Annotated in this window: 14 protein-coding genes; 9 read left to right on the top strand and 5 right to left on the bottom strand. The window is 59.3% G+C overall.

The window, feature by feature from the left end; translation table 11 throughout:
• Together rpoN and RMO57_RS19660 are read left to right on the top strand one after the other, a co-directional pair.
• Positions 1-1,084: RNA polymerase factor sigma-54 (gene rpoN / locus RMO57_RS19665; protein WP_310389548.1), on the top strand; the 1,084-nt coding region annotated here is incomplete at its 5' end.
• Positions 1,085-1,099: 15 nt separating this feature from the next.
• Entirely contained in the window at positions 1,100-1,609 is a 510-nt protein-coding gene (locus RMO57_RS19660) for a hypothetical protein (protein WP_310389546.1), read from the top strand.
• Positions 1,610-1,627: 18 nt separating this feature from the next.
• Here the strand turns inward: RMO57_RS19660 and RMO57_RS19655 are convergent, their stop codons facing one another.
• Positions 1,628-2,038, bottom strand: a complete 411-nt coding sequence (locus tag RMO57_RS19655) for a PaaI family thioesterase (RefSeq protein WP_310389544.1) — start codon at positions 2,036-2,038, stop codon at positions 1,628-1,630.
• A gap of 67 nt (positions 2,039-2,105) precedes the next feature.
• Between RMO57_RS19655 and RMO57_RS19650 the strand changes: the two genes are divergently transcribed.
• Positions 2,106-3,413, top strand: a complete 1,308-nt coding sequence (locus RMO57_RS19650) for a THUMP domain-containing class I SAM-dependent RNA methyltransferase (RefSeq protein WP_310389542.1) — start codon at positions 2,106-2,108, stop codon at positions 3,411-3,413.
• Here the strand turns inward: RMO57_RS19650 and RMO57_RS19645 are convergent.
• The 4 genes from RMO57_RS19645 to RMO57_RS19630 are packed head-to-tail and all read right to left on the bottom strand — an operon-like array spanning position 3,370 to position 7,565.
• Positions 3,370-4,551 carry an MFS transporter gene (locus tag RMO57_RS19645; RefSeq protein WP_310389540.1) on the bottom strand — a complete coding sequence of 394 codons (1,182 nt, stop codon included), beginning with the start codon at positions 4,549-4,551 and terminating at the stop codon, positions 3,370-3,372. The two genes, RMO57_RS19650 and RMO57_RS19645, sit on opposite strands and share 44 nt — an antisense overlap.
• Entirely contained in the window at positions 4,548-5,291 is a 744-nt protein-coding gene (locus RMO57_RS19640; protein ID WP_310389537.1) for a 16S rRNA (uracil(1498)-N(3))-methyltransferase, read from the bottom strand. Before RMO57_RS19640 ends, RMO57_RS19645 begins: the two co-directional genes overlap by 4 nt.
• Positions 5,292-5,336: 45 nt before the next feature.
• Entirely contained in the window at positions 5,337-5,873 is a 537-nt protein-coding gene (locus RMO57_RS19635) for a hypothetical protein (protein WP_310389536.1), read from the bottom strand.
• Between the two features lie 6 nt (positions 5,874-5,879).
• On the bottom strand, positions 5,880-7,565 hold the full coding sequence (locus RMO57_RS19630; protein ID WP_310389534.1) for a long-chain-fatty-acid--CoA ligase: 1,686 nt from the start codon (positions 7,563-7,565) through the stop codon (positions 5,880-5,882).
• A gap of 424 nt (positions 7,566-7,989) precedes the next feature.
• Between RMO57_RS19630 and RMO57_RS19625 the strand changes: the two genes are divergently transcribed.
• The 6 genes from RMO57_RS19625 to rffA form a co-directional block, all read left to right on the top strand.
• Positions 7,990-9,567, top strand: coding sequence for a hypothetical protein (locus RMO57_RS19625; RefSeq protein WP_310389533.1), 1,578 nt, complete (start codon positions 7,990-7,992; stop codon positions 9,565-9,567).
• Positions 9,568-9,872: 305 nt separating this feature from the next.
• Positions 9,873-10,871 carry a glycosyltransferase family 2 protein gene (locus tag RMO57_RS19620; RefSeq protein WP_310389532.1) on the top strand — a complete coding sequence of 333 codons (999 nt, stop codon included), beginning with the start codon at positions 9,873-9,875 and terminating at the stop codon, positions 10,869-10,871.
• Positions 10,872-10,874: 3 nt separating this feature from the next.
• On the top strand, positions 10,875-11,456 hold the full coding sequence (locus tag RMO57_RS19615) for an acyltransferase (protein WP_310389530.1): 582 nt from the start codon (positions 10,875-10,877) through the stop codon (positions 11,454-11,456).
• Positions 11,457-11,470: 14 nt separating this feature from the next.
• Positions 11,471-12,178, top strand: coding sequence for a WbqC family protein (locus RMO57_RS19610; RefSeq protein WP_310389529.1), 708 nt, complete (start codon positions 11,471-11,473; stop codon positions 12,176-12,178).
• Positions 12,175-12,570, top strand: coding sequence for a GtrA family protein (locus RMO57_RS19605; RefSeq protein ID WP_310389528.1), 396 nt, complete (start codon positions 12,175-12,177; stop codon positions 12,568-12,570). Before RMO57_RS19610 ends, RMO57_RS19605 begins: the two co-directional genes overlap by 4 nt.
• Positions 12,571-12,610: 40 nt before the next feature.
• Positions 12,611-13,444 (top strand): dTDP-4-amino-4,6-dideoxygalactose transaminase (gene rffA, locus RMO57_RS19600; protein ID WP_414896462.1); only part of this gene is annotated, 834 nt, incomplete at its 3' end.

The following is a 13,444-nucleotide window of genomic DNA, read 5'->3' as shown; positions in this document are numbered from 1 at the left end:
CCTGCAAGAGCATCTGACGCAGCAAATGGCTGGCATGGGGCTCTCGGATGCCGACCGCATGGCCCTGCATGTGCTGATCGAATCGCTGAATGAGGACGGCTATCTGGAGGACAGTCTGGACGAGATCGCCCAGGCCTTGAGCGAAGATGTGGATGAGCGCGAAGACCTGCAGGACCATCTGCGCATCGCGCTGAAATGGCTGAAAAACATGACGCCCACCGGCGTCGGCGCACGCGACCTGGCCGAATGCCTGGAGCTGCAATTGCGCGCCCTGCCGCGCAGCTCAGCGCAGATGATCGCCATCATGATTTGCCAAAAGCACCTGGAACTGCTGGGGCGGCGCGACTACAAAAGGCTGTCGGCCTTGACCGGTGCCGACGACGAGCTCTTGCGCGAGGCGCAGGCGCTGATCGTGTCGCTGGAGCCCAAACCGGGGCGCGCTTTTGCGCGTGGCATGGCGCCCGCGGTGATCCCGGACGTGATTGTGCGCAAGGTCGGCCGCGAGCTGCGCGTCATCATCAACCCCGAGGTGGCGCCGAAGTTGCGCATCAACGAGCTTTACGCGAATGCCTTGCGCCAGACCCGCGGCGGCATCACCAACAGCCCGCTCGGCGGCCAGCTGCAAGAAGCGCGCTGGTTCATCAAGAATATCCAGCAGCGTTTTGATACCATTTTGCGCGTCTCGCAGGCGATTGTGGAGCGCCAAAAAGCCTTCTTCACGCATGGCGCTTTGGCCATGAAGCCGCTGGTGCTGCGCGAGATTGCCGACGAGCTGGGTCTGCATGAGTCGACGATTTCGCGCGTCACCACGGCCAAATACATGGCCACCGTGTTCGGCACCTTCGAGCTGAAATATTTCTTCGGATCGGGCTTGAGCACCGAGGCCGGCGGCAATGCGTCGAGCACCGCCGTGCGGGCGCTGATCAAGCAATTCATCGATGCCGAGAACGCGGCCAAGCCGCTGTCCGACAGCGCGCTGGCCAGTATGCTGGACGAGCAAGGCATCCAAGTCGCGCGCCGCACCGTGGCCAAATACCGCGAAGGCATGAAAATAGGCACGACCACGATGCGGCGGGTCAACTAAGGAGAGCAGCTCATCATGTCCACTTTCAGCTCAATCGCTCTGGCCGGCTTGGTTTGCATCAGCCTGTCTGCCTGCGTCAGCATCCCCAGCCCCCTCAGCGTCAGCCCCGGCATGAGCAGTGCGGCCGTGCTGGCCCAATATGGCCAGCCGGTGCGGAGCTGGCCCGACCTGGACGGCCAGGGCGGCAAAACCTTGGAGTACTCGCAGCAGCCCATGGGCAAAAGCGCGCTGATGATCCGCGTCGATGCGGCGGGCAGGGTCATCGGCATCGAGGACACGCTGCAACCGGCCGCGCGCGCCCGCGTTCAGCCGGGCTGGACGCCCGATCAGGTCAGCCGCCTGTTGGGCCGCGAGCGCAGCCGCGTCACGTTCAGATTCAGCGGTGAAGAGGTGTGGGACTGGACCGTGCCCGATGAAATGATGGGCCAACGCCAGCGCTTCAATGTGCATTTCAAGGACGGCGTCGTGCTGCGCACCACCCACAGCATGATCTTCGACGACGAGCGCATGTTTCCGGGGCGCTGAAGCCTGCGTCCCGTCGGCTTACTTGGGGTAAAGCAGCAGCTGCGTGCAGCGGAACAGCGCCAGCGTCTTGCCGGTTTCGCGGTGGGTCACCACCGCATCCCAGACCTGGCTGGTGCGGCCGAGATGCACGGGCTTAGCCCGGCACTCGATCACGCCGTCACGGGCCGTGCCCAAGTGGTTGGACTTCAGCTCGATGGTGGTGAAGCCGCTGGCGCCGGCCGGCAGATTGGCGATGCAGCCGTAGCCGGCGCAGGTGTCGGCCAAGCTGACGATGCTGCCGGCATGCAGATAGCCGTTCGGCGCCATCACGACGGGGCGCACCGGCAGCTCGGCATGCACTTCCTCGGGGCTGGCTTGCAAAATCACGATGCCCAGCAAGCCGGGCAAGCTGGCGGCGCCGAACTGGGTCAGTTGGTCGGAGGTGAGCATGGGGTCCTGGATCTCAAAGTAAATCAGCCAGTTTAGGCCGCGTCGCCGTTGCTGGGACAATAGCCCCATGGCCACCAAAGAATCCCCCAAAAACTCACTGCAACTTTTTCTCTCCTGCGCCTCCGGCGTGGAGCGCTTGCTGGACGAAGAAGTCCGCCTGATCCTGCCCAAGACGCATATCGAGGTCTTGCGCGGCGGCATCGCGCTCAAGAGCGACCTCGAGGGCGTGATGAAGCTCAACCTCGAAAGCCGCTTGGCGCAGCGCGTGATGATCGAGCTGGCCTCGGGCGGCTACCGCCATGAGGACGATATCTACGCACTCGCCCGCACGATTGACTGGACCGAATGGATCACGCCGGCCGAGACGATTCGGGTCGACACCGTGGCGCGCCACTCGCCGCTGCGCAGCCTCAACTTCGCCACGCTGCGCGTCAAGGACGCGATCTGCGATGTACTGCGCGACGCCACCGGCGAGCGCCCCAGCGTCGACACCCGTTTCCCCGACCTGCCCATCATCTTGCACCTGAGCGAGCTAGACGCGACCATTTACGTCGACACCTCGGGCGAGCCGCTGTTCAAGCGCGGTTGGCGCGAGGACAAGGGCGACGCGCCGCTGAAAGAAACGCTGGCTGCCGCGATGCTGGCCGCTGCCGGCTGGAAGGGCACTGCGGATACCGGCGGCGCGCTGCACGATCCCTGCTGCGGCTCGGGCACCATCGCGGTCGAAGCGGCGCAGATCGCCTGCGGCATGGCGGCCGGCATGCAGCGCCGCTTTGCCTTCGAAAAGCAACTGCCGTTTGTGCCCTTGCGTGGCCGCTGGCAGGCGATCAAACAGGCCGCCAAGGACCGCGAACATGCGCCGGCCGTGCCGATTTATTGCAGCGATGTGGCCTTCCGCATGGTCGACTTTGCGCGCCGCAATGCCGAGCGCGCCGGCGTCGCGCAATACATTCAGTTCAACGGCGGCGACGCGCTGGAGCGGCCGGCGCCCGAGCTGCCTGAAGGGCTGCCCGGCACCCTCATGATGAACCCGCCTTATGGCGAGCGGATCGAGGTGCGCGGCAAGGCGGGCGCCAGTCAGTACATGAGCCGCGATGCCAGCGGCTCCGAGCAACGCGACACCAGCGAGGACTTCTTCCCAAGATTGGCCTCGCATTGGAAGCGCGCCTACACCCAGAATCCAGCCGGCTGGACTGCTTGGCTGCTCTGCCCGGATATGAAACTGCCTCAACAGATGCGCTTGAAGGAATCGCGCCGCTTCCCGATGTGGAACGGCCCGATCGAGTGCAGGCTGTTCCGCTTTGACCTGGTGGCCGGCTCGGCGCGCACGCCTAAGCCTGCGCTGGAGCCCGACGGCGAGGCTCAATCCGACTGAGCCACAGCAGCGCAGCGGCCGTCAGCCCCAGCGGCAAGAGCGAGGCCCAGTTCATCCAGCTCCAGCCGCCGGTGGTGACCAAGGCCCCGCTTGAAAACGACGTCACGGTCATGGTCGAGTAAATGCAGACATCCATCGCCGCCTGCGCGGTGGTTTTTTCCTCGGGACGATAGGCCTGCGTGAACAGCGTGGTGCCGCCGATGAAGAGGAAGTTCCAGCCCACGCCAAGCACCAGCAGCGCGGCCAGGAAATGCATCAACTCGACGCCCGACAGCGCAATCACGACACAGATCAAGTTCAAGCCGACGCCGACGGCCATCACCGGCAAAGCGCCGAAGCGCTTGATCAAGCTGCCGGTGAAGAAGCTCGGCACAAACATGCCCAGCACATGCCACTCCAGCACCAAGGCGGTCTTGTCAAACGGCAACGCACATTGCGCCATCGCGATCGGTGTGGCGGCCATCAGTAAATTCATCACCCCATAACCGAGCGCGCAAGCGGCTATCGCGACGATGAAAATCGGTTGGCGCGCCAATTCACGCAGCGGCCGCCCATGCGGCGTGGCTCCGCTGGCCACCGGCAGCGGCGGGAAGCGGATGAAGCTCATCACCGCCAAGGACAACAGCGCGACGCCGATCAAGACCAGGTAGGCGCCGGCAAAAGGCTGCGTCAGCAGGCCGCGACTGGCATTGGCCAAATTGGGGCCAATGACCGCACCCAGAATACCGCCGGCCAAGACCCAGGAAATCGCCCGCTCCTTGTGCGAGGGCGGCACCAGCTCGGTGGCGGCGAAGCGATAAAGCCCGGCGGTGGCGTTGAAGTAACCGGCCAGCAGGGTGGCAATCACGACCCACCAGAATTGCCGCTCACTGACCGCCCAGGCTGCCAGGGCACAAGTCAGCATCGCCACCACGATGCCGAGCTGAAAGGCCCGTTGCCGCCCAAGCGCGCGCTGATGGCGGGCGACCAGGGGCGCGAACAGCGCGCCACCGGCCACATAGGCACAGATCGGCAGCGTCGCCATCCAGGCCACCGGCGCGAGCGCCAAACCCACCAAGCCGTTGATGGCGATGAAGGTGATGTTGTTGGTGAGGAACAGCCCTTGGCAGATCGTCAGCAGCAGTAACTGAATATTCATAGGGATTGGAGTGCCAGCCAACCCAACACCGCCAAGGGCGCGGTGTCGGCGCGCAGGATGCGCGGGCCAAGCTGGGCGGCGAGAAAGCCCTTGCTGCAGGCCAGCTGCTCCTCGGCAGGACTCAGCCCACCTTCGGGCCCGCTCAATACCAGGGTTTGCGGGGCCGCCACCTCATCCAGGGTTTTCAAGGGTTGCGCGGCAGTCGGGCTGAGCAACCAGCGGCGCTGCTCGCTTGACGGCGCAGGCAGCTCCGCCAACCAGGCCGCCAGGCTCTTCACCGCCGCGATGGTGGGCAGCTTGGTGCGACCACTCTGCTCGCAAGCGGCGATGGCAACGCCGGCCCAATGTGCGGTCTTCTTCTCGGCCCGCTCACCGCTGAGCCGCAGCACCGAACGCTCGCTCATCAGCGGCTGAATGCAGGCCACACCCAGCTCGGTGGCCTTCTCGACCAGGCCGTCCATGCGGTCATTGGCCGGCATCACCACGGCCAGGGTCACGTCATGCATCAGCTCGCGCTGCACCGCTTGGCGCGCCTGCAGATGCACGCGCACCTCGCTGCGCCCCATCGCCAGCACTTCGGCCTGCCATTCATGGCCGGACCCGTCAAACAAGATGACCGGGCTGCCCGGCTGCAAGCGCAAGACCTGCACATGGCGGGCGGCCGAGGGTGGCAAAAGCAACTCTGTGCCGCTGAGGTCCGCGAGGCTCAGTGGCGGGTCGACAAAAAAACGCGGGGGCATGGTGGCTGGCTCTACTTCAAACAAGCCTGCAGTGTGCCAGCAAGTTCAGACACTTTTGATGATGGACAGTGCCCGCCGCACCTGGTCGGCCACTACCGCGCCCTGCGCTTGGCTGACCTCGGACACAAAGCGCTGGCCCAAAGCCCGCAAAGCCGCCAGATCGCCGCAGCGCTCCACGTCCAGCACCATGCGGTAACCCTTCATCAGGCCCAGATACTGCTTGGCATGGCGGGTCAAAAAGCCGTAAAGCTGCGCATAGTCCAGCGGCGACAGATCCAGTTCCACCGCGATATCCACGACGCCCGGGCTGGCATCGGCAAGCAAGCCCTGCGCCAGCAAATACTCGATGTCGGCCGCCACTGTGCCCTGTACCAAGCTCAGCCATTGCGCGGCGGACTTGCCGCCGTCGATCATCAGCAAGAGATTGCGCACGCTGCGCGACATGGCCAAGCTGCGCAGCTTGATTTCGGCACGCCCCGCCTCGGTCTTGACGTAAGCCCGGTCCAGCATTGTTGTCACCCCCTGCAGCACATAGCCGACTCTAAACGGGACCGGGCGGTAACGTGCGCTCAGCTGGCGCACGCCAACTCAAGTCTTGTCGCGTAGTTCACGCCGCAGGATCTTGCCGACCGGCGTCTTGGGCAACTCATCACGGAACTCGACCACCTTGGGCCGCTTGTAGCCTGTCAGATTAGCCTCGCAATAGGCGCGCACATCGGCCTCGGTGACGGGCCAAACGGCCGCATCCTTGCGCACGATCACCACCTTGACCGCTTCGCCGGCCTTGGCATCCGCAATGCCCACCGACGCGCATTCCAGCACGCCCTCCATCTGCGTCAACACGTCCTCGATCTCGTTCGGGTAGACATTGAAACCGCTGACCAGAATCATGTCTTTCTTGCGATCAACGATGCGGAAAAAACCGCGCTCGTCCATGGTGCCGACGTCGCCGGTACGGAAGAAGCCATCGGCCGTCATCACCTGCGCGGTTTCGTCCGGCCGCTGCCAGTAACCCGCCATCACCTGCGGCCCGCGGATAGCGATCTCGCCCCGCTCACCATTGGCCACCGGCTGTCCCAAATCATCCAGCAGCAAGATCTCGGTGCTGGGCATGGGCAGGCCGATCGAGCCGGTATAGACGGTGCTGTCGGTCGGATTGCAACTGGCGATCGGCGAGGTTTCGCTCAGGCCGTAACCTTCGCAGATCGGGCAGCCGGTCTTTTCCAACCAAAGCTTGGCCGTAGCATGCTGCACCGCCATGCCGCCGCCGACCGCGATCACCAAACTGCTCCAATCGACGGTATTGAACTCCTTGTGATTGGCCATGGCCATGAACAAGGTGTTGACCGCCGGCAAGCTGTGAAACCGATGCTTGGCCAACTCCTTGAAGGTGCCCGAGATATCACGCGGATTGGGAATCAAGACATTGCAGCCACCGACATGCATGGACAGCATCATATTGGTCGTGAAACCGAAGATGTGATACAGCGGCAGCGCGCAGATGCTGACCAGCTGCTCGCCGGCCGGTACCTTCTTGAGGGCGGGCTGATACCAAGCCTCGGCTTGCATCACATTGGCGACCAAGTTGCGATGCAGCAGCACCGCGCCCTTGGACACCCCGGTGGTGCCACCGGTGTATTGCAGCACGGCGATGTCGTTGGGCCCGACGCTGGGCGCCTTGTAGCTGAGCGCACGGCCGCGCGTCACCGCATCGTTGAAGTTCACCGCGCCGGGCAAATCGAAGGCCGGTACCAACTTTTTGACCTTGCGCACCACGTAGTTAACGACCAGCCCCTTGGGGAAGCCCAACATATCACCCATTGAGGCCAATACGATATGCTTGGTCGGCACCTGCTTGAGTACTTGCTGCAGGGTGGTCGCAAAATTCTCCAGGATCACGATTGCCTTGGCGCCGGAGTCCTTCAGCTGATGCTCCAGCTCACGTGGCGTGTACAGCGGATTGACGTTGACGACCACAAAACCGGCCCGCAACACGGCGGCGACAGCCACCGGATACTGCATCACGTTGGGCATCATCAAGGCGATCCGGTCGCCCTTCTCAAGCCCCAAACTCTGCAGATAGGCGGCCAGCGCCCTTGATGTCTCATCCAACTGGGCGAAGCTGATTTGCCGGCCCATCATCTTGTAAGCAGGCTGCTGCGGGAACTTTTTGAACGCCGAACTCATCAACTCGACCAGCGACGGGTACAGCTCCGCGTGAATCTCGGCGGGCACGCCGTCGGGGTAGTTCTTCAGCCAAGTCTTCTGCAGCATGGGTTCTCGTCTCCGTTCGAATGAGCTGCATTCTCTCCGATGGGACGGAGGGCAAGCATAGGGGGAAGCGATAGCGGGGCCTAGAGGCTCGCCACCACTCTCGTCGATGCCGAACGAAGCACGCCAAGGCATGCGCGCAAAACGACGTCAAGTGACAGAGCCCCCCCAAGACCAAGAAAGCTACACGCACCCCCAATCAAGGGGTTCGCCCTGAGCACAACTGTCACTTATTGCGAATATCCTTCGCCCCACAAACGCAGCGCACATTCAAAGAAGTAAAGCTGAATGAATCAGTGATGGCTTGTTGCCATGCTGTGGACTTAGCTGCACGCTTGTAACTGCGGCAAGCAAGCCGCCACCAACTGTGTTAGCACCGCAAAGTATGCCTGCAAGACCAATGACCTAATTCATGCGAGGAAAACAAATGCACCAGCTCGCCAAGACTAATCACACCCTTGCAGTTGCCGTGCTATTTCTTTGGACGCTTGGCATCCGCGCGGCGCTGCTTGGACAAGCGCCTTTCGCGGACGAAGGCCACTATGCAGCCGCCTCATATTTTCAATTCCTCGGCTACACCCAAGGTGTCTTCGCGGAGAACTCAATAATACCAAATTTCGGCATTATTGAAATTTACTCACTTTTATTCAGCTGGGTATACCTGCTGCCAATCAACGGCTACATCTCTCTTCGAGTTATTGATGCCGTGATCGCGGGGTTGACCACGATCATGATGTTCAAGTACCTTTACATCGTCTCTAGGCAGCAACTGGCCGCCTGCTTGGCGGCGCTGCTTTTGGCTACTGCCATCAATCATCCGCTATTTATAGAAGCCGGCGCCCGTAATCCCATCCCCGCGGCCACTTGTTTATTGTTTTGTTCGCTCTACCTGCTGGAGCGCCAGCGCGGTAAGAAACTGCTGCCCGCCGCCCTCTGCCTAGCCGGGGCCGTCCTGGTTCGGGAACCCTTTGTGGCGATCGCCGGCGTTGTCGTGCTGCATGTTTTCCACCAATACAAACTCCGCAGCGCTGTTCTATTTTCCCTCTATGGTCTAGCCGGATGCCTGGCCGGCTTCCTGCTTGTGGGCTTGCTAAAAGGCGGCCTTGCGGGGATTTCGACAAATTTTCTGAGCTATTTTCAGTTCACTCAACTTGACGCCAGCGTCAATCTGGACTTCCGCGCCAGACTTGCACTGGCCGCGAGCCAGGCTGCGGAAATGTCAACCGCTCTCGGGTTCTGCCTACCGATCGTTCTGCTCGGGCTGCTCGCGCCCCTGCTGACACCCGCGCTGCGGACACCGCGCGCGCTGGCGCCCTACTGGCTAGGCATCGGGATAGCGCTCGCGTCCTTGCTTGAAGCGGCCATAAAGAAACCCTATCCCTATCACTTAGCCCAATTTCTGATTGGACTGGGTATTTTCGCTTGCTATGGTTTTCAAATATTGATTGCATGGATAAGAGCCATTCGTCAAAGCAGCCCGGCTGCCGCCTTGCTTTGCGTCACCGCTGTATTCGTCGGCCACGGACTGCTGGCCACCGACTATGCACGCGTGCTGCGCTATGCGGCCGCCTGGACCATACATTTTGCGCCGGTGATGATTTTCAATGACTGGAATTCTCCAGTCGTCAAGGATTCATACTTCCTCTCGGTCGCGTCAATTGTCAAGAACAACTCTCGCCAAGATGACGTCATCCTCAGCACTTTCTACAACGTCTACCCGCTCACCCACAGATTGCCACCCAACCGGGACATCGCCTCAGTGGCAGTTTTCCAGCGCCAACAAGCATCAGAAAGTGCCAATCGGTCGATCATTCAAATCATCAATGAACAGCAGCCCGCTGTTTTCATACAGGAAGTCAGCGAATTGCAGCGTCTGCGCCCGGCCACTGGTCCAGTCGAAATCGCGGTGGCGGCGAACTATTCGTCGGCGGTTGATGTCGGCCCCGGTTTGTTTCCCTACCGGAAATTCTCGGCCAAAGTCCATTTGCACGCCCTGCCCCATTAAGTCGCAGTGCGATGGTCAACGGTGTTCGGCAAGCCATTCGCAGCAGCCCACGCCTGCGCGTCTGGGCTTTGCTGCTCAGCCGTCGCACTGCGGGACGCCGGCCAAGCCGGCAAGAATCCACCTATTTGAGGGGGGCGTGACCAACAAACCACCATCGCCATTGAATTAACCGGTTCATCTGGTACAAACAGCGCCGTCCCACAAGCGGCCGCTGGCCACGCGGCGTGAACTCAAATCCACCGATGACGCTGGTACCGTCTGCCCGGCTACTTGGCCCGCTTTTGAATACTCCATAAGGTTTTGCAATGAGCCCGACGTTCCTAGTCGAAACAAACCCTGTCGATTTGATTCGACCATTGGCGGGCGAAGCGGTCAGACCGCAGCTATCCATCGTGGCGACCATGTATAGATCCCGGCAGTTTCTGGACGAGTTCCTCGCTCTGTGCCAACAAGCTCTGGCGGCGCTGAGGTGTGCGGACTTTGAAATTATCTTGGTCAATGATGGATCACCAGATGATTCACTCGCCTTCGCGTTGGCAGCAAGTGCCAAGCTTCCGCAACTGGTAGTGGTCGATTTGTCTCGAAATTTTGGTCACCATGCGGCGATGCAAGCCGGACTCGCGACCGCTCGTGGAGATTGCGTATTCTTAATTGACTGCGACCTAGAAGTATCGCCACTGGTACTCGTTGAGTTCTACCAAAAGCTAATCAGTAGCGGCAGCGATATGGTCTATGGTTATCAGGAAGCGCGCAAAGGCGGCTGGCTTGAAAAGTACAGCGGCGGCCTGTTTTACAAGGGCTTCAATGCCTTGAGCGACATCAAAATTCCAGAGAATATGGCGACCGAGCGGGTGATGACGCGCCGCTTCGTCAAAGCACTGTTAGAACTCGGCGACAAAAACCTTTTCTTGGGTGGCATGCTGACTTGGACCGGTTTCCAACAAATCGGCGTACCCGTCAAGAAAGGATTGCGCAGCGGGCCGAGCAGCTACACCTTGATGCGGCGCATTGGCTTGATGGTTAATGCCTTGAGTTCATTCTCGGCCAAACCACTAGCGCTGCTATTCAACGCGGGCGTACTCATCACCGGCGTTAGTATAATTTTCTTTATTTACCTGGTGACACGTAAAGTGCTATTCGATGATGCGCTACTCGGTTTTACCTCAATGATGGCCTTGATGTCACTCAGCTTGGGCATCACAACGACCGGACTTGGCGTCATTGGAATCTATCTTGGAAAAATATTCAGTCAGGTCCAGAATAGACCAAACTATATAATCAGAGACATTCATAGAGAGATTTGATTTATGCACGCAGATCGTTATTTTAGCCGGGATGAGCTTTTGGCCATGAATTTCAAAAGCCTGGGGCTTGACGTAAAAATCAGCCGCTGCGCCAATCTATATATACCTGAGTACATAGCGATTGGCGACCATTCCATCGTCGATGATTTTTGCGTGCTGTCCGGCAACCTGGAGATCGGGCGGAACGTTCATATCGCCCATGGCTGCCGCATTATTGCTGGCCGCGAGGGCGTCAAGCTGGACGATTTTTCTGGCCTAGCCTTCGGTGTGACAGTTTTTGCACAATCCGATGATTACTCGGGGTTGGCGCTCACCAACCCCACCATCCCAATGAATTACCGGTCAATTCAACGCGCCAGAGTGGAACTCGGGCGCCACGCCATCGTCGGCGCAAACAGCGTGATTTTCCCCGGCGTCATTCTCGGTGAGGGCAGCTCGATCGGCGCCTGCAGCATGGTGACCAAATCTACCGAAGCCTGGGGTATCTATCTCGGCGTGCCGGCCAAGCGAATCAAAGGTCGCAAACAGGATTTACTGGCCCTGGAGGCGGCCTACCTCCAGGAAGCGCCGAATTCGCAAGCATAGGGCGATATCTGAAAATGAAGAAAGTAGTTGTCTTGCAATCGAACTATATCCCGTGGAAGGGCTATTTCGATCTTATTCATGACGCGGATTTGTTTGTTTTCTATGACGACCTGCAGTTTACCAAGAATGACTGGCGCAACCGCAACAAGATCAAAAGTCCGCAGGGCACACAGTGGCTAACGATCCCGGTCGGAACCGACAAGCATCGCCTCATCTGCGCGGTGCAGTTAAACGACCATGGTTGGCAGAGAACTCATTGGGAAACAATTCGGCAGCAATACGGTAAATGTAAATTCTTCTCGAAGTATCAGCAGTTTTTTGAGCAAATCTTCCTGCAAACCGAATGGGCCAACCTGTCGGACCTCAATCAGCATTTAATAAAAAAGATCGCAACTGAGATACTTGGCAGCACGACAAAATTCGCAGATTCCCGCAGTTTCGAGCTGACCGGACAGAAGCAAGATCGCTTGTTAGACTTGGTGCAAAAAACCCAGGCCACTCATTATATCTCTGGGCCGGCCGCCAAATCATACATGGTCGCGAGCGAGTTCGATGCCCTCGGCATAGAACTGGTTTGGAAGGACTATACCGGTTACCCTGAATATAGCCAAAAACACCCACCATTTGAACACGGTGTTTCTATTCTTGATTTAATATTCAATGAAGGGCCGCATTCGCCCTGGTACATCTGGGGTTGGCGAGAAGGCTCACTTCAGCCATGAGAAATACTATTGGGCAACTATTTCGGTATGGCGTAATCGGACTCAGCTCGAATTTAGTTGGCTACCTTCTGTACCTTGGCCTGACGCAGCTCGGCATCGGCCCAAAGACAGCCATGAGCGTTCTCTATGCCGTCGGCGTAGCTCAGACCTTTTTATTCAACAAAAAGTGGACGTTTCGGAATGACGACTCGAACGGGCCGGCACTGCTTCGATACTTCATCTCGTACGGCCTCGGTTACATCATCAATTTACTGGTGCTGGTGCTTACAGTGGACCAATGGGGTTGGCCGCATCAATGGGTACAGGGTGCGATGATTTTCATTTTGGCGCTCCTGCTTTTTACTCTTCAAAAGTTTTGGGTTTTCAAAAAACCTATCAAAGTCACAAACTAAATGCTAGGCACAAATGAGCATTCCATTCAATAAGCCGTACATGACCGGCAAAGAGCTTTGGTATATCTCCCAAGCTCACGCCAACGGCCATCTGGCCGGCGACGGCGCATTTACCAAGCGTTGCTCAAGCTGGCTGGAGGCGCGCACCGGCTCGCAAAAAGCTTTGTTGACCCATTCCTGCACCGGCGCGCTAGAGATGGCCGCCATCTTGGCCGATTTCAAGGCCGGCGATGAAGTCATCATGCCGTCCTATACCTTTGTGTCGACGGCCAATGCGTTTGTACTGCGTGGTGCCGTGCCGGTGTTCGTCGATATTCGTCCCGATACGATGAATATCGACGAAAGCAAAATAGAAGCCGCCATCACCCCGCGCACCAAGGCCATCGTGCCGGTTCACTACGCCGGCGTCGCTTGTGAGATGGACACCATCATGGACATCGCCAGGCGGCATTCCTTGCTGGTGATTGAAGATGCTGCCCAAGGTTTGATGTCCAGCTACAAGGGCCGGCCGCTGGGCAGCATTGGTCATATGGCGGCATTTTCGTTTCATGAGACGAAGAACATCATTGCCGGCGAGGGCGGCGCCTTGATGATCAATGACCCGCGTTTTGTCGAGCGGGCCGAGATCATTCGCGAAAAGGGCACGAACCGCAGCCAGTTCTTTCGTGGCCAGGTCGACAAATACACCTGGACCGACTTCGGCTCATCCTACTTGCCGAGTGAATTGATCTCGGCCTTTCTTTGGGCGCAAATGGAAGAGGCCGAACCCATCACCAAGCGGCGGATGGATATTTGGGACACCTATCACAGGTTCCTGAGCCAGGCCGAACGGCGCGGTCAATTGCGCCGCCCGATCGTGCCGGATGGCGTCACC

This window comes from Roseateles sp., from assembly GCF_031397715.1.
GTDB lineage: Bacteria > Pseudomonadota > Gammaproteobacteria > Burkholderiales > Burkholderiaceae_C > Paucibacter_A.
The sequence above is the reverse complement of the archived record's forward strand: the minus strand, read 5'-3'. Positions and strand labels throughout refer to the sequence as shown.

Excerpts from the sequence above, each read along its gene's own strand:
- RMO57_RS19660 (WP_310389546.1), top strand. The coding sequence starts at position 1,100 with ATGTCCACTTTCAGCTCAATCGCTCTGGCCGGCTTGGTTTGCATCAGC.
- RMO57_RS19655 (WP_310389544.1), bottom strand. The coding sequence starts at position 2,038 with ATGCTCACCTCCGACCAACTGACCCAGTTCGGCGCCGCCAGCTTGCCC.
- RMO57_RS19650 (WP_310389542.1), top strand. The coding sequence starts at position 2,106 with ATGGCCACCAAAGAATCCCCCAAAAACTCACTGCAACTTTTTCTCTCC.
- RMO57_RS19645 (WP_310389540.1), bottom strand. The coding sequence starts at position 4,551 with ATGAATATTCAGTTACTGCTGCTGACGATCTGCCAAGGGCTGTTCCTC.
- RMO57_RS19640 (WP_310389537.1), bottom strand. The coding sequence starts at position 5,291 with ATGCCCCCGCGTTTTTTTGTCGACCCGCCACTGAGCCTCGCGGACCTC.
- RMO57_RS19630 (WP_310389534.1), bottom strand. The coding sequence starts at position 7,565 with ATGCTGCAGAAGACTTGGCTGAAGAACTACCCCGACGGCGTGCCCGCC.
- RMO57_RS19625 (WP_310389533.1), top strand. The coding sequence starts at position 7,990 with ATGCACCAGCTCGCCAAGACTAATCACACCCTTGCAGTTGCCGTGCTA.
- RMO57_RS19620 (WP_310389532.1), top strand. The coding sequence starts at position 9,873 with ATGAGCCCGACGTTCCTAGTCGAAACAAACCCTGTCGATTTGATTCGA.
- RMO57_RS19615 (WP_310389530.1), top strand. The coding sequence starts at position 10,875 with ATGCACGCAGATCGTTATTTTAGCCGGGATGAGCTTTTGGCCATGAAT.
- RMO57_RS19610 (WP_310389529.1), top strand. The coding sequence starts at position 11,471 with ATGAAGAAAGTAGTTGTCTTGCAATCGAACTATATCCCGTGGAAGGGC.
- RMO57_RS19605 (WP_310389528.1), top strand. The coding sequence starts at position 12,175 with ATGAGAAATACTATTGGGCAACTATTTCGGTATGGCGTAATCGGACTC.